At 36.0% G+C, this 21966-nt stretch carries 24 protein-coding genes and 2 other annotated features (1 of these 26 only partly in view); of the genes, 20 read left to right on the top strand and 4 right to left on the bottom strand.

Features of this window, described 5'->3' with window-relative positions; genetic code table 11:
* From udk to ACZDYH_RS01525, 5 genes are all read left to right on the top strand, one after another.
* Positions 1-639, top strand: coding sequence for a uridine kinase (udk, locus tag ACZDYH_RS01505; RefSeq protein WP_000537078.1), 639 nt, complete (start codon positions 1-3; stop codon positions 637-639).
* Between the two features lie 278 nt (positions 640-917).
* The gene (greA, locus tag ACZDYH_RS01510) at positions 918-1394 is read left to right on the top strand and encodes a transcription elongation factor GreA (protein WP_000102591.1); all 477 of its coding nucleotides are present in this window, start codon (positions 918-920) and stop codon (positions 1392-1394) included.
* Positions 1395-1551: 157 nt separating this feature from the next.
* The gene (locus ACZDYH_RS01515) at positions 1552-2232 is read left to right on the top strand and encodes a hypothetical protein (protein WP_000680877.1); all 681 of its coding nucleotides are present in this window, start codon (positions 1552-1554) and stop codon (positions 2230-2232) included.
* A gap of 88 nt (positions 2233-2320) precedes the next feature.
* Complete coding sequence (locus ACZDYH_RS01520) at positions 2321-4075, top strand: peptidoglycan D,D-transpeptidase FtsI family protein (RefSeq protein ID WP_000695153.1); 1755 nt, start codon at positions 2321-2323, stop codon at positions 4073-4075.
* Positions 4076-4191: 116 nt separating this feature from the next.
* The gene (locus ACZDYH_RS01525; RefSeq protein ID WP_000897098.1) at positions 4192-4854 is read left to right on the top strand and encodes a YrrS family protein; all 663 of its coding nucleotides are present in this window, start codon (positions 4192-4194) and stop codon (positions 4852-4854) included.
* Between the two features lie 34 nt (positions 4855-4888).
* On the opposite strand, the gene ACZDYH_RS01530 is transcribed toward ACZDYH_RS01525, so the two are convergent.
* Positions 4889-5104 (bottom strand): YrzA family protein, encoded by a 216-nt coding sequence (locus ACZDYH_RS01530; protein ID WP_000010984.1) that lies wholly within the window; start codon positions 5102-5104, stop codon positions 4889-4891.
* A gap of 136 nt (positions 5105-5240) precedes the next feature.
* On the opposite strand from ACZDYH_RS01530, the gene ACZDYH_RS01535 reads away from it, so the two are divergent.
* From ACZDYH_RS01535 to ACZDYH_RS01595, 13 genes are all read left to right on the top strand, one after another.
* On the top strand, positions 5241-5879 hold the full coding sequence (locus ACZDYH_RS01535) for a class I SAM-dependent DNA methyltransferase (RefSeq protein WP_000536320.1): 639 nt from the start codon (positions 5241-5243) through the stop codon (positions 5877-5879).
* A gap of 14 nt (positions 5880-5893) precedes the next feature.
* Positions 5894-6589 carry a 5'-methylthioadenosine/S-adenosylhomocysteine nucleosidase gene (gene mtnN, locus ACZDYH_RS01540; protein WP_001217024.1) on the top strand — a complete coding sequence of 232 codons (696 nt, stop codon included), beginning with the start codon at positions 5894-5896 and terminating at the stop codon, positions 6587-6589.
* Positions 6590-6671: 82 nt separating this feature from the next.
* Positions 6672-7595: an O-acetylserine dependent cystathionine beta-synthase gene (locus ACZDYH_RS01545; RefSeq protein ID WP_166694758.1), complete on the top strand. Its 924-nt coding sequence runs from the start codon at positions 6672-6674 to the stop codon at positions 7593-7595.
* A gap of 3 nt (positions 7596-7598) precedes the next feature.
* Positions 7599-8732, top strand: coding sequence for a bifunctional cystathionine gamma-lyase/homocysteine desulfhydrase (locus tag ACZDYH_RS01550; protein ID WP_001201917.1), 1134 nt, complete (start codon positions 7599-7601; stop codon positions 8730-8732).
* A 264-nt stretch (positions 8733-8996) separates the two neighbouring features.
* Entirely contained in the window at positions 8997-11600 is a 2604-nt protein-coding gene (adhE, locus tag ACZDYH_RS01555; protein WP_000260507.1) for a bifunctional acetaldehyde-CoA/alcohol dehydrogenase, read from the top strand.
* A gap of 126 nt (positions 11601-11726) precedes the next feature.
* Positions 11727-11954 carry a YrhC family protein gene (locus tag ACZDYH_RS01560; protein ID WP_166694757.1) on the top strand — a complete coding sequence of 76 codons (228 nt, stop codon included), beginning with the start codon at positions 11727-11729 and terminating at the stop codon, positions 11952-11954.
* A 157-nt stretch (positions 11955-12111) separates the two neighbouring features.
* The gene (locus ACZDYH_RS01565; RefSeq protein ID WP_000748452.1) at positions 12112-13059 is read left to right on the top strand and encodes an ABC transporter substrate-binding protein; all 948 of its coding nucleotides are present in this window, start codon (positions 12112-12114) and stop codon (positions 13057-13059) included.
* A gap of 5 nt (positions 13060-13064) precedes the next feature.
* On the top strand, positions 13065-14093 hold the full coding sequence (locus tag ACZDYH_RS01570) for a FecCD family ABC transporter permease (RefSeq protein WP_166694756.1): 1029 nt from the start codon (positions 13065-13067) through the stop codon (positions 14091-14093).
* A complete protein-coding gene (locus ACZDYH_RS01575; protein ID WP_006926759.1) occupies positions 14080-14898 on the top strand; it encodes an ABC transporter ATP-binding protein in 819 nt (272 codons plus the stop codon). The genes ACZDYH_RS01570 and ACZDYH_RS01575 overlap by 14 nt, the downstream gene beginning before the upstream one ends.
* Complete coding sequence (locus ACZDYH_RS01580; RefSeq protein WP_001192770.1) at positions 14865-15260, top strand: ankyrin repeat domain-containing protein; 396 nt, start codon at positions 14865-14867, stop codon at positions 15258-15260. Before ACZDYH_RS01575 ends, ACZDYH_RS01580 begins: the two co-directional genes overlap by 34 nt.
* A gap of 427 nt (positions 15261-15687) precedes the next feature.
* The gene (locus ACZDYH_RS01585) at positions 15688-16227 is read left to right on the top strand and encodes a GNAT family N-acetyltransferase (RefSeq protein WP_139848815.1); all 540 of its coding nucleotides are present in this window, start codon (positions 15688-15690) and stop codon (positions 16225-16227) included.
* A gap of 70 nt (positions 16228-16297) precedes the next feature.
* Positions 16298-16756 carry a GNAT family N-acetyltransferase gene (locus ACZDYH_RS01590; protein WP_000276126.1) on the top strand — a complete coding sequence of 153 codons (459 nt, stop codon included), beginning with the start codon at positions 16298-16300 and terminating at the stop codon, positions 16754-16756.
* 121 nt (positions 16757-16877) lie between these two features.
* Complete coding sequence (locus tag ACZDYH_RS01595) at positions 16878-17255, top strand: hotdog family protein (RefSeq protein ID WP_088362209.1); 378 nt, start codon at positions 16878-16880, stop codon at positions 17253-17255.
* Between the two features lie 35 nt (positions 17256-17290).
* On the opposite strand, the gene ACZDYH_RS01600 is transcribed toward ACZDYH_RS01595, so the two are convergent.
* Positions 17291-17836, bottom strand: a complete 546-nt coding sequence (locus ACZDYH_RS01600) for a helix-turn-helix domain-containing protein (RefSeq protein WP_001020693.1) — start codon at positions 17834-17836, stop codon at positions 17291-17293.
* 156 nt (positions 17837-17992) lie between these two features.
* Between ACZDYH_RS01600 and ACZDYH_RS01605 the strand changes: the two genes are divergently transcribed.
* On the top strand, positions 17993-18397 hold the full coding sequence (locus ACZDYH_RS01605) for a DoxX family protein (protein ID WP_001071553.1): 405 nt from the start codon (positions 17993-17995) through the stop codon (positions 18395-18397).
* A 22-nt stretch (positions 18398-18419) separates the two neighbouring features.
* The gene (locus tag ACZDYH_RS01610) at positions 18420-19277 is read left to right on the top strand and encodes a VOC family protein (RefSeq protein WP_000009849.1); all 858 of its coding nucleotides are present in this window, start codon (positions 18420-18422) and stop codon (positions 19275-19277) included.
* A gap of 14 nt (positions 19278-19291) precedes the next feature.
* On the opposite strand, the gene ACZDYH_RS01615 is transcribed toward ACZDYH_RS01610, so the two are convergent.
* Positions 19292-19606, bottom strand: a complete 315-nt coding sequence (locus tag ACZDYH_RS01615) for a 4a-hydroxytetrahydrobiopterin dehydratase (RefSeq protein ID WP_000979537.1) — start codon at positions 19604-19606, stop codon at positions 19292-19294.
* Positions 19587-21341, bottom strand: a complete 1755-nt coding sequence (locus ACZDYH_RS01620; protein ID WP_000163187.1) for an aromatic amino acid hydroxylase — start codon at positions 21339-21341, stop codon at positions 19587-19589. Before ACZDYH_RS01620 ends, ACZDYH_RS01615 begins: the two co-directional genes overlap by 20 nt.
* Before the next feature lie 163 nt (positions 21342-21504).
* Positions 21505-21732 (bottom strand) — a binding site (T-box leader).
* 50 nt (positions 21733-21782) lie between these two features.
* Positions 21783-21966: a binding site (T-box leader), on the bottom strand (it continues 45 nt past the right edge of the window).

Below are 21966 nucleotides of genomic sequence, written 5' to 3' on the forward strand. Positions count from 1 at the left end.
ATGGGGACGAATAAGCCTGTTGTAATTGGAATTGCTGGTGGTTCGGGATCAGGTAAAACGAGTGTAACGAAAGCGATTTTTGACCATTTTAAAGGTCATTCTATTTTAATCTTAGAGCAAGATTATTATTACAAAGATCAAAGCCATTTACCAATGGAAGAGCGTTTAAAAACAAATTATGATCATCCGCTTGCGTTTGATAATGATCTGTTAATTGAACATTTGCAGCAGTTGCTTGCATATGAGCAAATTGATAAGCCTGTATATGACTATACATTGCATACGCGTTCAGAAGAAATTATTCCAGTTGAGCCGAAAGATGTAATTATTTTAGAAGGAATTCTTATTTTAGAAGACCCACGTCTTTGCGAGTTAATGGACATTAAATTATTCGTTGATACGGATGCTGACCTTCGTATTCTGCGCCGCATGCAGCGTGATATTAAAGAGCGCGGTCGTACGATGGATTCAGTTATTGATCAGTACGTAAATGTTGTACGTCCAATGCACAATCAATTTATTGAGCCTTCTAAGAAATTTGCGGATATTATTATCCCTGAAGGTGGACAAAACCACGTTGCAATTGATATTATGGTGACAAAAATTGCAACAATTCTTGAACAAAAAGTAAATTTGTAATAGCATAGTAAAAGATATACGGTATGAAGGGATTTTTTCCCTTCTTATCGAATACAATGAAACATGCAACCTCATCTATATATAGGTGAGGGCATATTTATATCAACTTTCCATACATATCTTCTTTATATAAAGAAGAATTGGAAATACGGGGTTGTATGTGACAACTCCGCTAGTGCAAGGGTACTAGAAACCTCCGCTAACAATGGAAGCGGAGGAGTTTTCATATGGAACTCCTCTTTTTTTCGGGGGATTGGTATATAAAAGGAGTGGAAAATATGTCAACAGAAAAAACATACCCTATGACGCAAGAGGGTAAGCAAAAACTAGAGAACGAACTTGAGCAATTAAAAACAGTAAGACGTAAAGAAGTAGTAGAACGTATTAAAATCGCACGTAGCTTCGGGGACCTTTCTGAGAACTCTGAGTACGATGCAGCGAAAGATGAGCAAGCGTTCGTAGAAGGACGTATTACACAATTAGAAAATATGATTCGTAATGCAGTTATCATTAAAGATACTGGCGAAGTATCAACTGTTGTTACATTAGGTAAAACAGTAACATTTAAAGAATTACCAAACGGAGATGAAGAAGCGTACACAATCGTAGGTAGCGCGGAAGCTGATCCATTCGAAGGAAGAATTTCTAACGATTCTCCAATCGCAAAAAGCTTATTAGGTAAGCAAATTGGTGAGAAAGTAACAATCCAAACACCAGGTGGAGAAATGCAAGTAGAGATTGTCTCTGTAAAATAAAAAAAAGATTCTCCTATCGGGAGAATCTTTTTTTTCTGTAGAATGAAAAAAATTGTGTAAACCTTAGAGTGATTCGACAAAAAATGTCAAAAAAACACTTTAAGCTTTGATATCATAATTAGAGACCATAGGTTTTAAAAGGGAAAAGGGGCTAATTATGAAACATAAAATCTTTACAGGATTGGTTTGTAGTATCTCCATATTAGGACTTGCTGCATGCGGAACGAATGAAGAAACTACATCATCAAAGGGAGAAAAAGTAAAGCAAGAAGAAAAAAAGGATATTAAAGCAACTGAGAGTTCAAAAGCCTTAGAAAATCCACAAGATAAAAAGGAATTTAATGATTTTGATGTAGCGTATCAATTAGCAATTGTCATGAAAATATTTCAAGATGTAACGATTAAGTATGATTACGCAATTGGGAATCCAGATTATTTATTGCGAGATTCGATGGATCAAAAAACAATAGATGATATGAAGAATATGTTACAAGAACAGGCGAAGAATAATGATAAAATTTTAAAAGATGAAGTGAATCAAGCATATACATATTTAAAACAATCGAAAGTAAGTAATAAAGATGATATTCAAAAAATAATAGATGCACAAAATAATTATTTACATATTGTAGATAAGATGATTACTTGTATTGATTCTGTAACAGTTGAGAATGCAAAAGAAAAAAGAAATGAAATGGATAATTTCAGTAAGGACTATTTAAAAGTAGCGGCTAATGTAACAACTACTGTAATTGAAGTTGCTAAAAACACTGGAGTGAATGAAACTGAATTTAAATCGCTTCTTACGAAATTTTTAGAGAAGCCAAAAAAACAATAATAGCTTTATATAATATCTATTTTTGTTTTGGAGCTTGTATAAATAAAATAGTACCTCGTCTAAACTACAATAGACGAGGTGTTTTTTTATGAAAATAAAACGGAGAATTACAATTGTTTTAATTTGTTTTATGAGCGTTATGTTTGTATTGCTTTGTCGTTTAATCCAAATTCAAATTATAGATACAGAATCATTTACTGATCGCAAAATAAATTTAATTGAAAAAAGTGTTACGCAACGTACACAATCCATTACAGTAGACGATGGACGTGGGCAGTTTATAGATCGTAATGGTAAAGAAATAGGTGAGGAAAAATATCCTGTTTTAATTATTTTTCCATTTTTACAAATAAAAAATGACATGTTAGAGAAAATCGCGCATATCATTGGTGTGTCGAGACAAGAGATTAGAAGACAAATGAAAAATAACAAAAATGCATTTACCCTACAAGGAGAAACTGCTCCATTTCGAGTGACACGAGAGCAGATGGAGAAGGTAAATGAATTACATGTATTAGGTATTGTAGCAGCTGAAGTGCGATTAAAACAAACTGGAGAAATCAGTCATTTAATTGGTGATGTAGGGGAGAACGAAAGGGAGTTTCAAAAGCGATATGGAGAATTGAAAAAAATTTCAAAACAAACGCCGATAGGTATTTCAGGATTACAGCAATCATTTGATGAATTTCTATTGACTGATGGAGAGGCAAAAGTATTATATCAAGTAGATCGGCAAGGAGAACCAATTTTCGGAAAGCAAGCGAAATACACTTCACCAGGAAATCCGTTTTATCCAGTTAGGGTTCAAACTACTTTACATAAAGAGTTGCAGCAAAAAGCAGAAGAAGTGATTGAAGCAAACGAAATAAAGAAGGGGGGATTAGTATTACTTGATGTAAAGACAAATGAAATATTAGCGATGGTTAGTAAGCCGTCTTTACAAGTAAGGGATGAGAATTTATATAAAACTACACTTGAAAATCAAATGTTAACGCCACATTTTCCAGGCTCTGTTTTTAAAACAGTAGTTGCAGCTGCAGTCATTGATCAAAAAGTAAATTTGTTTAATCGGACATTTAACTGTAATAAAGATTTATATGGTGAAAACGACCCGCAAGTTAGGATGGGTACGCTTAACTTTAAAGAGAGCTTTGCTAGGAGCTGTAACAGGACATTTTCCGAGTTAGGTAACGAGCTATTACAAAAGGATAGGACGGTGTTAGAAACATACGTAGCAGCTCTAGGAGCAAATGAAAAGGTTGGATGGAAAGGTTCTGTATTTCATACACCTCATTTTGAGCAAATGTCAGAAGAGAAAGGCACTACTATTTGGGGAAATGAAGAAAATAAAAGTAATAAAAAAGCGGTAGAACAAACAGCGATTGGACAGAAAGATGTACGTATATCACCTCTAGCAATTGCCAATATGATGGCGACGATTGCGAGGAATGGAGAAAAGATGGAAGTGAAAGCTGTTGAAAAAATAGTATATAAAAATGGAGCGGATTTTTTTACATTTGAGAGCCATACGTTAAATGGAAAACAGCTTTCGTATGAAACAGTGAAAACATTACAAGAGTTATTAAGAGGCGTTGTAACAAGGGAGAAAGGAACAGGAACGGCATTCCGTTCGTTGCCACTAAGTGTCGCTGGAAAATCCGGGACAGCGCAAACGGGGAAAGGGACGAGGGTGAATCGCTGGTTTGCAGGTTATTTTCCGTATGAGAATCCAAGATATGCTTTAGTTGTTGTTGATCTAGAGACTGATAGCAAAGTGAATAAAGTTACACCTATTTTTAAAGATATGGTGGGAGCAATCTATCAATTGGAGAATGAAAAGTAATCTTGCAATTTATAGTGAAATGTCTTCATTTCATGAAAATATCATTGTAAATGTTCAACCTTTCTAGATTTAATGTTACAATAGCAATTAGGAAAAACTGCATGGAGGTTTGGAGAATGGCAGGAGGATCAAGATTCCAACAGAAACAACAAAAACGTCGTCAAAACGGTGTTTTAAATATTGCAATCGCTATTGTATTACTATTAGTAGCTATTGTAGCATATCAATTGTTCGTTCCTAGTACGAAAGAGCAAGCATCTTCTACTGATAAGAAAGTCTCTCAACAAACAACAAAGAATGAGAAAGCTGGAAAATCAGAAGATAAAGAATCTGCTAAGAAAAAAGAAAAAGAACAAGAGCAAGCAGAAGCTAAGAAAAAAGCTGAAGAAGAGAAGCTAAAGGCTGAAGAAGAACAGAAAAAAGCTGAAGAAGAAGCGAAAGCTAACGAGAAAGTATCAGCTGAAAAAACTGTATCTAAGGCAAAAGAGGCTTACACAAAACCTTCTTGGAAAGCTGTAGGAACAGAACAAGGTTCATCACCGGCGATGACGTTTAAACAAGGATCATCAGATTGGAATGAGATGCAAAGTGCAATTGCTGCAGGTGTTGAGATACCGAAAGAGCAATTAGTATTCCATTTTGTTGGAAGAGACAAAACTGGAAAGAGCAAAGCTTATGGTGATGTTCAAGATAAGCAAAGTGGCAAAAGATATTACGTAAATATTGATTGGGTAGACAATGAGGGCTGGAAACCAGTACTTGTTCAAACTCTAAACTAAAAAAGAGAAGCTCCTTAGGAGCTTCTCTTTTTTGTTAACGCAATTTCTTTAATTTAAAATGAACAACCGCGCTATAATAAGGTCTTTTGCTTTCAGGATCCATGACCATTTGATGAGAGATGTGATGAACTTCAAGCATAAGTGCTTTATTATTATCAATTTGTTCACTAATTTTTCGTTCTAAAGAAGCTAAGTCTCCCGCTTCAAAAAACTCTACTTTATCTTCTAACATTTCAAAGGTAAATGACATGAAGACGGCCCCTCTCCTATGTAATCAACTATAGTGTAACAAAGAAAAGAAGGAAATACCATGTACATTTCAATTGACATTTTTAGAAAGAGGGAATATCATACTGATAAAACCGATAAGAAAAAGGGGAATTTTTATGGGTACAGAATTTAATGGTTTATTTGATGAGTGGGCTCATACGTACGACTCATTTGTACAAGGCGAAGATATACAATATAAAGAAGTTTTCGCCCATTATGAGGACATTCTAGAGGATGTAGTTAACAAGTCATTTGGTAATGTATTAGAATTTGGTGTCGGTACAGGTAATTTAACAAATAAATTATTACTTGCTGGCCGCACAGTTTACGGTATAGAACCGTCGCGTGAAATGCGCATGATTGCAAAAGAGAAATTGCCAAAAGAATTTTCAATTACAGAGGGTGATTTTCTTTCGTTTGAAGTTCCAAATTCAATTGATACCATTGTAAGCACCTATGCATTTCATCATTTAACAGATGATGAAAAAAATGTAGCAATTGCGAAGTATAGTCAATTGCTAAACAAAGGTGGTAAAATAGTGTTTGCTGATACGATATTTGCAGATCAAGATGCATATGATAAAACTGTTGAAACAGCAAAAGAAAGAGGTTTCCACCAGTTAGCAAACGATTTGCAAACGGAATACTATACACGTATTCCAGTTATGCAGACTATTTTTGAAAACAATGGCTTCCATGTAACGTTCACGAGATTAAATCATTTCGTTTGGGTAATGGAGGCAACTAAGCAATAGAAAGAGGGATTAGATTGAGAATTGCTGTAATTGGAGCAATGGAAGAAGAAGTACGTATTTTACGTGACAAATTAGAACAAGCAGAGACAGAAACGGTTGCAGGTTGTGAATTTACGAAAGGGCTATTAGCAGGGCATGAAGTAATCTTGTTAAAGTCTGGTATTGGTAAAGTAAACGCAGCGATGTCAACGACAATTTTATTAGAAAAATATAAGCCTGAAAAAGTAATTAATACTGGCTCAGCTGGTGGATTCCATCATTCTCTAAACGTTGGTGATGTAGTTATTTCCACTGAAGTTCGTCACCATGACGTAGATGTAACAGCATTTAACTATGAATATGGTCAAGTACCAGGAATGCCGCCTGGATTTAAAGCTGATGAGGCGTTAGTTGCATTAGCTGAGAAATGTATGCAGGCTGAAGAAAATATTCAAGTTGTAAAAGGTATGATTGCAACAGGTGATTCATTTATGAGTGATCCGAACCGTGTTGCAGCAATTCGTGATAAATTTGAAAATCTTTATGCGGTAGAAATGGAAGCAGCAGCTGTTGCACAAGTATGCCACCAATATGAAATTCCGTTTGTTATCATTCGCGCACTTTCTGATATTGCTGGTAAAGAATCAAATGTTTCATTTGATCAGTTTTTAGATCAAGCAGCTCTTCATTCTACAAACTTTATCGTAAAAGTGTTAGAAGAGTTAAAGTAATGTAACAAAAAGGCAACTGTCTCATATAAAGAAAATACATACAGTTGCCTTTTCTTTATTGGCAAACAAGGGGGAGAACACGATGAATGTATATCGTGGAGTTCATGAGTTAATTGGTCATACACCAATTGTAGAAATTACTCGTTTTTCACTTCCGAAAGGGGTCCGTTTATTTGCAAAGCTTGAATTTTATAACCCAGGCGGAAGCGTTAAGGATCGTTTAGGAAGAGAATTAATCGAAGATGCGCTAGAAAAAAGGCTTGTTACCCAGGGTGGAACAATTATTGAACCGACTGCTGGGAATACTGGTATTGGACTGGCACTTGCAGCATTAGAGCATGATTTACGTGTTATTGTTTGTGTACCAGAGAAATTTAGTATTGAAAAACAAGAATTAATGAAAGCACTAGGTGCAACGGTCGTGCATACACCGACTGAGCAAGGAATGACCGGTGCAATTGCTAAAGCAAAAGAGTTAGTAAATGAAATACCGAATTCATACTCTCCAAGTCAGTTCGCAAATGAGGCAAATCCTCGTGCATATTTTAAAACATTAGGACCTGAACTGTGGGACGCATTGAATGGAGAGATTAACATATTTGTTGCTGGAGCAGGAACTGGCGGTACGTTTATGGGGACTGCATCTTATTTGAAAGAAAAAAATATAGATATTAAAACAGTTATCGTAGAGCCAGAAGGATCTATTTTAAATGGTGGTAAGGCTGGTTCACATGAGACCGAAGGAATTGGACTGGAATTTATCCCGCCATTTTTGAAGACATCTTATTTTGATGAAATTCATACGATTTCTGATCGAAATGCATTTTTACGAGTGAAAGAATTAGCGCAAAAAGAAGGACTTCTCGTTGGGAGCTCTTCAGGAGCAGCATTTCATGCGAGCTTACTTGAGGCAGAGAAGGCAGCACAAGGTACAAATATTGTAACCATTTTTCCTGATAGCAGTGAGCGCTATTTAAGTAAAGACATATACAAAGGATGGGAATAAAAAATGAGAGCAAAGACAAAGTTAATTCATGGTATTCGCATAGGAGAACCTTCAACTGGATCTGTAAACGTACCGATTTATCAAACAAGTACGTACAAACAAGAAGCAGTTGGTAAGCATCAAGGATATGAATATTCACGTACAGGTAACCCAACACGTGCAGCTTTAGAAGAAATGATTGCTGTATTAGAAAATGGGCATGCTGGATTTGCATTTGGTTCAGGAATGGCTGCTATTACAGCGACAATTATGTTGTTCTCAAAAGGTGACCACGTTATTTTAACAGATGATGTTTATGGCGGAACATACCGCGTTATTACGAAAGTATTAAACCGTTTCGGTATTGAGCATACATTTGTAGATACAACAAACTTAGAGGAAGTTAAAGAAGCGATTCGTCCAAATACGAAAGCAATTTATGTGGAAACACCAACGAACCCACTACTAAAAATTACTGATATTAAGAAAATATCTACTCTTGCTAAAGAGAAAGACTTATTAACAATTATTGATAACACATTCATGACGCCATATTGGCAGTCGCCGATTTCTTTAGGAGCAGATATTGTGCTTCATAGTGCAACGAAATATTTAGGAGGTCATAGTGACGTAGTTGCAGGTCTAGTAGTTGTAAATAGCCCACAACTAGCAGAAGATCTTCACTTTGTACAAAACTCAACAGGAGGTATTCTTGGGCCGCAAGATAGCTTCTTACTACTTCGTGGTTTAAAAACATTAGGAATTCGTATGGAAGAACATGAAACGAATTCACGCGCTATTGCTGAGTTCTTAAATAATCATCCAAAAGTAAATAAAGTATATTACCCAGGTCTTGAATCACATCAAAACCACGAATTAGCAACAGAACAAGCAAATGGTTTTGGTGCTATTATCTCATTTGATGTAGATAGTGAAGAGACATTAAATAAAGTACTTGAGAAATTGCAGTATTTTACACTGGCTGAAAGTTTAGGAGCAGTAGAAAGTTTAATTTCTATTCCATCTCAAATGACACATGCATCAATCCCAGCTGATCGCCGCAAAGAATTAGGAATTACAGATACATTAATTCGTATTTCTGTCGGTATTGAAGATGGTGAAGATTTAATTGAAGATTTAGCACAAGCGCTAGCATAATAAAAAAACGCACTGCTAATATAGAGCAGTGCGTTTTTTTATTACATTATTTTGTGAAACATTTCACAAAATAGACATACACAAACGAAATGATTTCATGTATATTGAATTCAGGAAATGTTACTCACGAACAAACTTGTGAAACATTTCACAAACAATGAAATTCATGTAGGAAAGCATCTCTATTTTTTTATGTTAATTGGGACTTATTTTGACCTATAGGGACATATAAGGACCGTGATAGTAGAATAGGAGGAAATTTACATGGTAGTCAAAGAGAAAGTTGTAAATGAAATGCAGGAAGTAAAAAAGATGATTGATACACTAGTAAATAATGGTCAACAAGCTTTACAAGCATTAGAAAGTTTTACACAAGAGGAAATTGACAACATTGTTCATGAAATGGCATTAGCAGGTGTTGATCAACATATGCCGCTAGCAAAATTAGCAGTTGAAGAAACTGGCCGTGGTGTATATGAAGACAAATGCATTAAAAATATTTTTGCCACTGAATATATTTGGCATAGTATAAAGCAAGATAAAACGGTAGGAATTATTCACGAAGATTCTCATGAAGAAATAATAGAAATCGCGGAACCTGTCGGTGTAGTAGCTGGGGTAACGCCAGTAACGAATCCAACGTCGACAACAATGTTTAAAGCGTTAATTGCGATAAAAACAAGAAATCCAATTATTTTCGCGTTTCATCCTTCCGCACAAAAATGTTCTGTGGCAGCGGCGAAAACAGTATATGATGCAGCGATGAAAGCTGGTGCACCAAAACACTGTATTCAATGGATTGAAAGACCGTCTGTTGAAGCGACGAAACAATTAATGAACCATGATGGTGTAGCACTCGTTCTAGCAACTGGAGGCGCTGGTATGGTGAAATCAGCTTACTCTACTGGAAAACCAGCGTTAGGCGTTGGGCCTGGTAATGTACCGTGTTATATAGAAAAATCAGCACATGTAAAACGAGCTGTTAATGATTTAATTTTATCGAAAACATTTGATAACGGTATGATTTGTGCATCGGAACAAGCAATCATTGTCGATAAAGAAATCTATGATGATGTTAAAACAGAAATGATTGAAAACAATTGTTACTTTGTAACAGAAGAAGAAAGAAAAAAATTAGAAAAGCTTGTTATAAATGAAAATACATGTGCAGTAAATAGTGATATTGTAGGGAAATCAGCACAGTATATTGCCGATTTAGTTGGGATTACTGTTCCTGAACATACAAAAATGCTTGTAGCTGAAATTCAAGGTATCGGAGCAGCATATCCGTTATCTCGTGAGAAACTGAGTCCAGTATTAGCTTGTGTGAAGGCGAATTCATTAGAAGAAGGATTTACATATTGCGAAGAAATGTTGAACCTCGGTGGTTTAGGACATTCAGCAGTTATCCATTCTACAAATAAAGATGTGCAAAAGCAATTTGGATTACGTATGAAAGCTTGCCGTCTCATTGTAAATGCACCTTCATCACAAGGTGGAATAGGTGATATATATAATGGATTTATTCCATCACTTACACTTGGTTGTGGTTCATACGGAAAGAATTCAGTTTCCCAAAATGTAACAGCCACTCATTTATTAAATATAAAAAGGCTGGCAAATAGAAAAAAGAATATGCAGTGGTTCAAATTGCCACCAAAAATTTATTTTGAAAAACATGCTACAGCTTATTTAGCAAATATACCTAACATTTCACGTGCATTTATTGTAACGGACCCTGGAATGGTTGAACATGGCTATGTCGATACAGTCGCGCACTATTTAAACAAGCATGCAAATGATGTGAAAGTTGAAGTTTTCTTTGAGGTCGAACCAGATCCATCAGATGAAACTGTTTTTAAAGGTGCGGAAATGATGAGAAGCTTTAAGCCAGATGTAATTATCGCACTTGGTGGTGGTTCAGCTATGGATGCAGCAAAAGGAATGTGGTTATTCTATGAGCATCCAGAAACGACATTCTATGGCATTAAACAGAAGTTTTTAGATATAAGAAAACGTACATGTAAATATCCGGAATTAGGAAATAAGGCGCAGTTTGTTGCGATTCCAACGACATCAGGAACGGGATCAGAAGTGACACCATTTGCGGTTATTACAGATAAGAAAAATAATATAAAGTATCCGCTTGCAGATTATGAATTAACACCAGATGTAGCAATTGTTGATCCGCAATTTGTAATGACAGTACCACCACATGTAACAGCAGATACTGGTATGGATGTTTTAACACATGCAATTGAGGCGTATGTGTCTGTTATGGCAAATGACTATACAGATGGATTAGCATTAAAAGCTATTGATCTCGTATTCAAATATTTACCGAGAGCATATAAAGATGGAAATGATGAAGAAGCAAGAGAAAAAATGCATAACGCTTCTGCAATTGCAGGTATGGCATTTGCAAATGCTTTCCTCGGTATTAATCACAGCTTAGCACATAAAATTGGACCAGAATTCCATATTCCGCACGGACGCGCAAATGCCATTCTAATGCCGCATGTAGTCCGCTATAATGCTATTAAGCCAAGAAAACACGCATTGTTCCCAAAATATGAGCACTTTGTGGCAGATGAAAGATATGCACATATAGCGAGAATGCTCGGGCTTCCAGCAAGCTCGGCAGCAGAAGGGGTGGAATCACTCGTCAAAGCAATTATTGAGCTTGGAAAAAGCTTAAATATTAATATGAGTATTGCAGGACAAGGAGTAGATAAAGAGCAATTTGAAGAGGTTGTTGGAGTATTAGCAGAAAGAGCTTTTGAAGATCAATGTACAACTGCTAATCCAAAGTTGCCGCTTATTTCAGAACTGAAAGAAATTTATATGGAAGCATATAAAGGTGAATAATGATTACAAAAGAGCCGCAGTAAAGCGGCTCTTTTTTTATTGGAAAACATCTCCCAGAATGGCTGTATTTACTGGTCTTTCAGTTTCATAGAATATGATACAGTGAAATGGAGGAGTGAGAATATAATGAAAGAATTAAAAGGAAAAATAGAAGACTATACTCGGTTCGGACAAATTCTTCTCGCTGTAAGTACATTGTTAATGGTTGGCTTGTTGATTCCGAATGGAGCAAAAGAGACAATCCAATTTTTTGTTATGATGGGGAGCATCGTTATATTTTTAAGTTTATCGTTCTTTTTCTTTCAGCGTGTGAAAGTGATGCGTGACCGGCTAGAGGAAAATGAATGTGAATAATATTGTTAACTAGAGCGCGGCGAAAAGAAAAAATCTTTTTGTCACGCTTTTTGTTTTTTGTAGAAAAATGTATGCGTTTCGTGTTGACAATGATAATCCTTATCAATTAAAGTAGAATAGTAGTTAATGATTATCATTATCAATTAGAGGTGAAGGAATGAAAAAATCTATTACGCTATTTACAGCGATTTTATCTATTTTTTTCTTGTTAATAGGTTGCAGTGCCAAAGGGGACGAAAAAGCGTCTGCAACCAAAACAGAAAAAGGAAAAGAGAAAATCGAAATTACCGACCTATCAGGAAGAAAGGTAACATTCGATAAAGTGCCAGAAAATTTTGCAACATTAAGTATGGGGGACATGGATATTATTCATGCTTTAGGTGGAAAAATAGTAGGTCGCCCGGATACGAAATTAACTCTTCCAGAGGAGTTAAAGAAAGCACAAGTAATTGGGAATGCACATCAACCGAATTTTGAGCAAATTGCTAGTTTAAAGCCCGATGTACTTGTTGCTAACAATGGATTCCAAAAGAATGTGCCAACGGTTGAAGGACAAGGAACGCAAGTTATCATTTCTTCTGCGAATTCTGTACAAGATATTCAAAAGAATATTGAATTATATGGAACGGTAATGAAGAAAGAAGATAAAGCAAAAGAAATTAATCAAAAAATGAATGATCAAATGAAGAAATATGAGAAAAAGAGCGATGTGAAAGCATTGCTAGTGTATGGCGCACCAGGTACTTATTTAGCGGCATTACCAACATCTTTATCAGGTGATATTTTAGAAAAAACAGGCGGAAAAAATATTGCTTCTGATTTTCCAGAAACGAAAGAATATCCGCAATATGCACAGCTAAGTGTAGAACGTATTATTGAGGCGAATCCAGATGTGATTTATTTAATTACACACGGAGATCCAAAAAGTGTGAAAAAAGCATTCGAAGGCGAAATGATGAAAAATGAAGCGTGGAAAAATTTAGAGGCAGTAAAACAAAACCGCGTAGTTATTTTGCCACCTGATTTATTTGGATCTAATCCTGGTACAAAAGTTACAGAAGCAATGGATTTTATGTATAAAAGTATACAAGATGTAAGGAAATGATACGTATGGAAAGTAGTGAAGTAGTAAGAGAAAAGGAACATCCTTTTGCGAAAAAAAGATGGATAATAGCAGTTACTTTAGTTGTATTAACAATCCTAGGTCTCTTGTACGGTCTTTTCGCAGGAAGTTTATCCTTTTCTATACGAGATATTTTAACAGGTATACAAGAGGAAGGTTCGACAGTTCATCGAATTGTATGGGATCTTCGCATACCGAGAGTGCTTATTGGGTTTATAGTAGGAACATGTTTAGCTGCATCTGGTACACTGCTACAAGGGGTTATGAGAAACCCTCTTGCAGATCCTGGTATTATCGGAGTTTCATCTGGAGCAGGCCTTGTAGCAATTGTCATCATGATTTTATTCCCACAGCATCTAGCTTTTTTACCACTAGGGGCGTTTTTAGGAGCTTTCATAACAGCGATGGTTATTTATGCTTTATCATGGCAAAAAGGGGCACCACCTTCAAGAATCGTCTTAGTAGGGGTGTCGATCAATGCATTAATTGGTGCAGCAACGTCAGCATTAATGTTATTACATAGTGACAAAGTACAATCGGTGTTATCGTGGTTAGCGGGCGGTATTGGTGGTGTAAGTTGGGCACATTTAAACATGATTATTTATTATGCAATATTCGCCATTATATTAGCTTTCTTTGGTATTAAGCATATTCGAGTGTTAATGCTTGGAGATGAAATGGCAAAGTTATTAGGACATAATGTGGAAAAAAGTCGGTTTTATTTAATCGTAGTAAGTACATTATTAGCTGGAATTGCAGTAAGTGTGTCTGGTCTTATTGGATTTGTCGGTCTTGTCGTACCACATATGCTACGTTTATTAGTTGGAAATGATTATAGATATTTGCTACCTTTATCATGCCTTGGCGGCGGGGTATTACTTGTTTTTGCGGATGCAATAGCTCGAAGTTGGTTTGACCCAATCGAATTGCCTGTTGGTATTTTACTGTCCTTCTTAGGTGGTCCGTTCTTCTTATATTTAATTCATAGAGGAGGAAAACAAAGTGATTTCCGTTAACAAAGTGTTTTACGCACACTCTGAAAGATTTCAAATGCAAAATATGAATGTACATATTAAGGCTGGAGAAATCGTTAGTTTAATTGGTCCGAATGGATCGGGAAAATCTACTTTGCTTCGTTTAATAGCAAGGCTACTGAAACAAAGCGAAGGGGACATCATTTTAGATGGGAAAAATATTCATATGATGAAGAGTGCTGATGTAGCGAAGCAATTAGCAATGTTACCGCAAATGCATGATCATCAATTAGATTTAACAGTGAAAGAACTAATTGAGTTCGGAAGAGGTCCACATAAATCATGGAGTAGCCGCTTAAATAAAGAAGATGAAGAAATTGTTGATTGGGCATTGTCTGTTACAAATCTTGAAGGGTATGAATATCGTCTTTTACATTCTTTATCAGGAGGGGAACGGCAACGTGCTTGGATTGCGATGACGTTAGCGCAACGTACAAATGTCTTATTATTGGATGAACCAACAACCTTTTTAGATATCGTTCACCAGTTGGAAGTAATGGAACTTGTGAAACGATTAAATGAGGAGTTTGGAATGACAATTATAATGGTTTTACATGACATTAACCAAGCTGCTCAATATAGCGATCGTTTACTTGTATTAAAGCGAGGAAAGATTCAGTATGATGGTATACCAGAAGAAGTACTATGCCATGAAATGTTTCAACATGTATTTGGCATAGATGTAGATATTTTTCAAGGAAGTGACAAGCCTTTTTTTACACCGAAACGAATTTCTAAAAGGGGAGAAGAGCGATGCAAACAGAAGAGCGTATTACCACGGAATTAGTAAGAGAATTTGTTATGGCAGCTCACGGGAATTTAGAGAAAGTACAAGAGCTATTGGTTGAATCACCAAGCTTACTTCACGCCTCTTATAATTGGGGTGGATCAGATTGGGAAAGTGCGTTAGGCGCATCGGCACATGTAGGTCGTAAAGATATTGCTCTTTATTTACTAGAAAAGGGTGCTCGGATGGATATTTTTGCAGCAGCTATGCTTGGTGAATTAGAAGTTGTACAAGCTATTTTAGTAGCTCAACCAGAAGCATTGCGTGCATCTGGCCCTCATGGTATTTCTCTTCTTCAACATGCACGAATGGGTGGAGAGAAATCTAAGCGTGTATATGATTATTTAGCAATACTATCTTAATGAACGAAGGAAGTTCTTATGTGCGGTAAACTTTTCACTTGAAACAATTGGAAAGTTTACCGCCCGTTAGAACGGGATAAGTATCTAGTATATTTGAAAATCCTACACCCCCCTCAATTGTAGTTTTCTTTATGCTAGTTATGATATGGATGCAGTGGACAATATTTGTCTACTGCTTTTTTTAGTTATTTAGAATGAATATTCTGTATTTTATCATTGGTTCATTTATCCCGCTATTTTCCAGGCAGTAAGACTCTCGCCTAAAAATTCAGTTAAAGAAAAGAAGTTAGACGGGAGATCCACTGCCTGTAAACGTCGGATTGGTAAAGGCTAATAATCAGTGGGGTGAACAAAATTCCCCACTGATTAAAGTTTCACTTTATAATAAATAGTAACATACCGTATACATACAAAACATGATCGTGAAATGAAGAATAAATTAGTGGAAAGGAGTGCCAGCATGTTTCATACAGAACGTTTACAAATTCGCAAATATACAATGGATGATTTACAGTTCTACGCTTCACTATGGGGGAACGAGAAGGTAATGCGTTATATTGGAAATGGGACATTAAAAACATATATACAGTGTAAAAAAAGTCTGGAGGAATGGGTGATTCCTAGCTATAAAAACGGTCTCGGTTTATTTGTATTGATTGAAAAGGAAACGGGAACAAGAATTGGTCATGCAGGGCTGGTAAAGCAGAAAATAGATGGAAAAGAGGAAATTGAAATTGGTTATTGGTTACTTCCTCAGTATTGGGGAAAAGGGTATGCAAAAGAAGCGGCGGCAGCATTTCGTGACTATGGTTTCCAAGCATTACGAATGAATAAATTAATTTCTCTTATTAATCCGAATCATCCCGCCTCAATATTTGTTGCTAGAAAAACTGGGCTCAGCTACGAGAAAACAACGTCATTTCATGGAATCGATGCTCTAGTTTATTCTATTAAGCGTGTTGGATGAAAAAATTACTTTTTTAAAGGTAAATTGCATTTTTTGAAGAATGGTATATGAAAATAAAGGGAGGGGTTACATGTACATTTATCATAATGGACTTATTATTCGTGAGGGAACGAGTAGTGTACCAGCATATGCAATTAAAGCTTTATTTGAAGATGCCGGTTGGAGTAATGATAATATCCCTTCTTGGCAAATTGAAAAATTTACGATAGCATTCGAAAATTCAACATGGGCTTTCACAATTTGGGATGAGGAAGAGATGATTGCGATGGTTAGAGTCATTTCTGATGGAATTATGATTGCGAACATAGTAAATTTAGTTGTGAAGTGTGAATATAGAGGGAAGGGATTAGGTAAGAAGCTTGTAGCTCTTTGCCTGCAAAAACTTCCCCACGGTGATTGGTTTGCGCATACATCAGCGAACAATTTTGATTTTTATAGAAGCTGTGGATTTGAAGTTAGAGAGCTATCGAGAAATGGAACATGTGCGTATTATGGATATCAAGTCGCAAAAAGAGATGGTCACCGATAAATGAATGGAAAGTAAAAAAGTATAGCGAGGTAATTTTGAGACTTTTGATAATAGAGAATGGATTGAGGCTCGTTTTATGATAAAATAAAAGAAAATTCTGTTTATTATTAGGGGGATAAAAATGAGTGTAAAAGCTGGGGATGTATTTAAATATGAAAGAAGATTTACTGAGGAAGAAGTTTTTGAATTTGCAAATATTACCGGTGATAAAGGTAGACACCATGTGGAATACGATGAAAATGGAAGATTAATGGTTCATGGTTTATTGACTGCTAGCATTGGGACGAAAGTGGGAGAAGAGTTACATTACATAGCAAGAGAATTAGTAAGTGAGTTTATTAGACCAGTTTTCACAGGAGATACGATCACTTGTGAACTAACTTTAATAAATGTTGAGCAAATGGAAGGCTATAAAAAAGTTTCAATCGAGTCAGTTTATCGCAATCAGCATGAGAAGACTGTACTAGTTGGGACAAGTTATGGAATTATAAGGGGATAAAAAGAAGCCTGTTTAACAGGCTTCTTTTTTATTATTTAGTAAACACGTTTTCGATTTTCTGCATAACTAGAGATGAGTAATAATGCAGTTTCTTCTCCTATATTACGAACAATATGAGGAACGCATGCATTCCATGAGAAAGAATCACCTTCTTCTACAATTGCAATATCTTCACCGTGCTGAACTTCTAATTTTCCGCGTAATACAAGGTGACATTCTTCCCCTTCATGGGCATTTGGTGAATTTTCTTTCGGGAATCCAGTAGGGATTTCTACTAAAGATAGGCGAAGGCCCCCTTGCTCCGCAACATGTTCAATTCTTTGCTCATCTTTGCCGTATACACTGTATTTCCGTTCTTCTTTTTTGACAATTTTTAATCGATCTTTTTGCTCTAACAATAAATAGGGAAGGGGAACGTTTAAAAAATTGGAGATCGTTTCTAAAGTTGAGATAGATGGTGATGTTTTATTATTTTCAACCTGACTCATAAATCCTTTAGAAAGACCTGTTCCCTCGCAAATTTGTGCAATTGTTATGCCTCTACGTTGACGAATTTCACGTATTGCAGAACCAATATTCATAAAATCAAGCTCCTTTTTGTAAACAACTATTTGTATCATAGCAAAAAAAATATATTTTTTCCCAGTGAAAATGAATTGACGAATAAAAAAAATTAGTGTATGTTTTGTAATGTAAATAAAAGTTTTGTATAAGAAAACTATAAGGGAGAGAATGAAATGAATCAACATATTGGTAACTTAATTATTCGTATCGTGTTAGGGGTAACATTCTTCATGCACGGTTTAACAAAATTCCAATCAGGAATTGACAATATTGCAGGATGGTTTACAAGTATTGGTTTACCAGGAGGACTTGCATACGGTGTAGCAACGTTTGAATTAGTTGGAGGTCTATTATTAATTCTAGGTTTAGGTGTAAGATATATTGGATTATTATTTGCACTTGTTATGGTTGGAGCAATCGTAAAAGTGAAATGGTCAGCTGGTTTATTGGGAGATGGAAAAAATCCTGGTTTCGAATTAGAACTCGCATTATTAGCAATGGGTGCATACTTATTTGTTGCAAAAGCTGATGGCTTTGTAGATAATTTCTTAAAAGAAAAAATGTCAAAGAAGAACTAATTTAAATGGGGGGGCTAACAAGATGAGTTTTCAACTTCATCCCGATACAACACTTGATGTTGTTCATTTATACGTATCTAATGTAAAGAAATCACTAGAGTTTTATACGGAAGTACTAAGTATGAAGGTACTAAGAGAAGAAGAAGCAGTCGTTACATTTGGGAATGAAAATGATGAACCACTTCTTATCATTGAAGAAAAGAAAGAAGCTTTTCCGAAGCAAAGAGGAAGAACAGGGTTATATCATTACGCAATTTTATTACCAAGTAGACAGGATTTAGCGAATGTTCTTCGTCATCTTGTAGAGATGGTATATCCACTACATGGCGGAGCCGATCATTACTTTAGTGAAGCTCTTTATTTAGCTGATCCAGATGGAAACGGGATTGAAATTTATCATGATCGACAAAAAGAAGTTTGGCGTGATGAGAATGGAGAACTCCCATTTGTTAGTAACCCGTTAGCTGGTGAAGAATTATTACAGCAAGGAAGTACATGGAATGGCTTTCCAGCTGGTACTGTGATGGGGCATATTCATTTTCATGTAGCTGATTTAGAGGAAGCGAAACGTTTCTATGTTGATGGTCTTGGTTTTGAAGTAACGATTCCATCTCGTAATGGAGCATTGTTCGTATCTGCAGGTGGTTATCATCACCATATCGGTTTAAATACATGGCAAGGTGAAGGGGTACCACCGCAAATGCCAGGTTCTGTTGGTTTGAAATATTTCACAGTTGTACTAGCGAATGAAAAACAAAAAGAGCAAGTATGTGAAAGCTTAAAAAATATTGGCAAGATTGCTACGTACAAAGATGGAATATTACAAGTCGAGGATCCATTTGGACATTGTATCCATTTCAAAATAAAAGGAGAAGCCTAAAAAGGCTTCTCCTTTTATTTTCTTATAATTGCTTTTTCGTTTTGTAAAAATAGTTCATCAAATTGTTTTGCAAGCTCAAAATCTAGTTTCGTTAAACCTTTTGCATTCCAAGATGACAAAGTAATAATAACTGCTTTATACTGGATAAGGATAAATGGATGGTGATTATGTTCTTCTGATAGTTTGGCGGCTTCAGAGACAAATTCGACTCCTTTTAAGTAGTCGGAAAACATATATTTTCGTTCAATCCATTTCTCATCTTTTACCATCCATTTATCTACCTTCAATAATTCTTCGTGAACTTCTTCTTCAGTTAATCTTAGCATCATTTTTCACATCCTTTACTGGAAGTAACGCAAGACCATTGTTAATAAGGCGTGTTACAGCTTCGTCAGTTGTGAAAGTAGAAAGTTGATGTAGTAATGCTGCCGATGTTTCATGCCCTTTGTTATGCTCTAAAAGTAACTCTAATACTTCAAGGCGCAGTAACCATTCTTTCGCATAAAATTTATTTAATACTTCTTGAATTGCTATTAATTGATCGATATGCGCGTCGTGTAAAATCCCCTCACTTCGAATATCTCGAACTGTTTGATACATACGTTCAAGTTCATTCAGTACAAGTGGAGCAGGAATTTCGTGAACTTCTTCATCCATTGGGAAAAATGCTGCGGCATCTGCGGCACCTGGGAATACTGAAGTGATTTGTGAGCCAACAGCCATATCAAATGCGCCCCATGAAGCATCAAATAAAACGCGGGCGTTATAAGTAACTGTGCAATCGATAAAGGAAATAAGAGCAATTTTCTTATCGTTTTTTACAATATCTGTTACTGTTCCTTTTACATGAATACCACTTGCAAAAGTAAACTCAGCGATAGTTCCAATTGTAATTCCTAATGATTGTAGTTGTTCGTCTGTACAATTTTCTAATGCAATATTTTCAGTGAGTAATCCAATCGGTGTTCCAAATCCGTCACTGTGTACAGAAGTAGAATGATTCGCTAACTGTTTATTATGAAGTGCTAATGCCGTTGGAGAATTTGTTCGCATGTAAATTAATTCACCTGCATCGTTTTCAATTGTCTCGCTAAATGTACCTGTAATTTGTAATCCGCTATTTAGCTCAGCTGTTGCATAGTTCTCAGAGCGAATTGCTTTTTCTAAACCTTCTTTTCCACCTGTTTTAAAGGCCATTGTTTTAGAAAATGTTTCAAGCGCATCTGTTAATTCTTCAAAGGATTCACAAACAAATAGTTGTGGTTGCATTTTTGTTACGTCATAAGTTGTCCCTATACATGCTTCGATAGAAAATGGAACCTTTTCTACAGCGTCTGTTAAGCAATGTTTGCTTTCGCCAACAGAAGAAAGGAGACCAGCACCATATATCTTTGGATCATCTATATTTCCGATCAATCCATATTCTACTGTCCACCAGAAAAGACGTGAAATTTGTTCAGCTTCTGATAAACCAGAAACTAAGTTTTGTTTTTCAATTACAGCATTTTCAGCAGCCTTAACTTCATCAGGAGTAGAAGTAGGGCTTTCTTTCACTATCGTTAATGTACGAACAGCTTCAAATGCATCATGTTCTTCTTTTGTAGAGAAAGCTTTTGCACCAATTTGCCCAAAACGTTTCACATATTTTGCATATGTAGGATCAAGTAAAATCGGTGCGTGTCCTGCGGCTTCGTGTACGATATCTGGAGCTGGTGTGTACTCGATATTTTCTACTTTCCGAATATCTGTTGCGATCGGTAGTAATCCGTGTCCTTGAAAATCGAAGAATGCTACGCCGGGAATAAGTCCGTCAATCGTTACAGCGCCCCAGCCACTTGGTGCCAAACACTCATTCATTTCTTCTACTTTTGGAATTGCATCTATATTAATACCAGATGATTGTAGTCCGTTCACATAGGCTGGATGAGCAACGTCTTTTAAGAAGCTATGATTTTGTCTCATAATGTAACGCCACACAGCGTGATTCACCGGTGTGTATTGATCATAATGTTGTGTGGATACGAATGGTTTTAAATGCGATGGAATTTCTGTTTTCTTTGTCATTTAGACATCCTCCTTTTTTTCTATAAAATTGAATATCGATTTCGTATAGCTTGTATCACCTCCCTTCATTATTTGTAAGCGCTTATAAAATTTTATCATAAGATTCGGAATTATTTAACATCTGTTTCTGTGAGAAATAGAAAAAGCCCCTATCGGAAAATCCGATAGGGGCGAAAGAATCGCGGTACCACCCTATTTGTAAGTGAAAATATACTTACATCTCAATTAATGATAACGGAAAAATTCCGTCTTTTCCTTCATGCATAAAAGCACTACGAAAAAGAAGCTCCAGAATTGTAATTCATACTTATATATGTGCTAATTTCCACCGACCATTAGCTCTCTGTAACAGGGATATAAGATACTACTGCGATTCTTTCAACGCGTATATATGAAATTGTGTAAGAGGATGGACGCAAAAAAGTCCCTATCGGAAAATCCGATAGGGACGATAAAAATCGCGGTACCACCCTATTTGTAAACAACTAATTGTTTACCACTCACTTTACGATAACGGAAAGATCCGTCTTTCTCTTCATGCATAAAAAGCATTACGGGAAAGAAGCTCCAGAATTGTAATTCACGCTTGTATATGTACTGATTCGCACCAACCATCAGTTCTCTG

It is taken from the genome of Bacillus sp. EB V-12 (genome assembly GCF_056158125.1).

Coding starts and splice junctions, on each gene's coding strand:
- ACZDYH_RS01580 (WP_001192770.1), top strand. CDS start 14,865: ATGCAAACAGAAGAGCGTATTACCACGGAATTAGTAAGAGAATTTGTT.
- ACZDYH_RS01605 (WP_001071553.1), top strand. CDS start 17,993: ATGAATCAACATATTGGTAACTTAATTATTCGTATCGTGTTAGGGGTA.
- ACZDYH_RS01570 (WP_166694756.1), top strand. CDS start 13,065: ATGGAAAGTAGTGAAGTAGTAAGAGAAAAGGAACATCCTTTTGCGAAA.
- ACZDYH_RS01600 (WP_001020693.1), bottom strand. CDS start 17,836: ATGAATATTGGTTCTGCAATACGTGAAATTCGTCAACGTAGAGGCATA.
- ACZDYH_RS01525 (WP_000897098.1), top strand. CDS start 4,192: ATGGCAGGAGGATCAAGATTCCAACAGAAACAACAAAAACGTCGTCAA.
- ACZDYH_RS01545 (WP_166694758.1), top strand. CDS start 6,672: ATGAATGTATATCGTGGAGTTCATGAGTTAATTGGTCATACACCAATT.
- ACZDYH_RS01550 (WP_001201917.1), top strand. CDS start 7,599: ATGAGAGCAAAGACAAAGTTAATTCATGGTATTCGCATAGGAGAACCT.
- ACZDYH_RS01615 (WP_000979537.1), bottom strand. CDS start 19,606: ATGATGCTAAGATTAACTGAAGAAGAAGTTCACGAAGAATTATTGAAG.
- udk (WP_000537078.1), top strand. CDS start 1: ATGGGGACGAATAAGCCTGTTGTAATTGGAATTGCTGGTGGTTCGGGA.
- ACZDYH_RS01565 (WP_000748452.1), top strand. CDS start 12,112: ATGAAAAAATCTATTACGCTATTTACAGCGATTTTATCTATTTTTTTC.
- ACZDYH_RS01620 (WP_000163187.1), bottom strand. CDS start 21,341: ATGACAAAGAAAACAGAAATTCCATCGCATTTAAAACCATTCGTATCC.
- ACZDYH_RS01515 (WP_000680877.1), top strand. CDS start 1,552: ATGAAACATAAAATCTTTACAGGATTGGTTTGTAGTATCTCCATATTA.
- ACZDYH_RS01585 (WP_139848815.1), top strand. CDS start 15,688: ATGAAGAATAAATTAGTGGAAAGGAGTGCCAGCATGTTTCATACAGAA.
- ACZDYH_RS01590 (WP_000276126.1), top strand. CDS start 16,298: ATGTACATTTATCATAATGGACTTATTATTCGTGAGGGAACGAGTAGT.
- ACZDYH_RS01610 (WP_000009849.1), top strand. CDS start 18,420: ATGAGTTTTCAACTTCATCCCGATACAACACTTGATGTTGTTCATTTA.
- ACZDYH_RS01595 (WP_088362209.1), top strand. CDS start 16,878: ATGAGTGTAAAAGCTGGGGATGTATTTAAATATGAAAGAAGATTTACT.
- ACZDYH_RS01535 (WP_000536320.1), top strand. CDS start 5,241: ATGGGTACAGAATTTAATGGTTTATTTGATGAGTGGGCTCATACGTAC.
- ACZDYH_RS01560 (WP_166694757.1), top strand. CDS start 11,727: ATGAAAGAATTAAAAGGAAAAATAGAAGACTATACTCGGTTCGGACAA.
- ACZDYH_RS01530 (WP_000010984.1), bottom strand. CDS start 5,104: ATGTCATTTACCTTTGAAATGTTAGAAGATAAAGTAGAGTTTTTTGAA.
- adhE (WP_000260507.1), top strand. CDS start 8,997: ATGGTAGTCAAAGAGAAAGTTGTAAATGAAATGCAGGAAGTAAAAAAG.
- ACZDYH_RS01520 (WP_000695153.1), top strand. CDS start 2,321: ATGAAAATAAAACGGAGAATTACAATTGTTTTAATTTGTTTTATGAGC.
- greA (WP_000102591.1), top strand. CDS start 918: ATGTCAACAGAAAAAACATACCCTATGACGCAAGAGGGTAAGCAAAAA.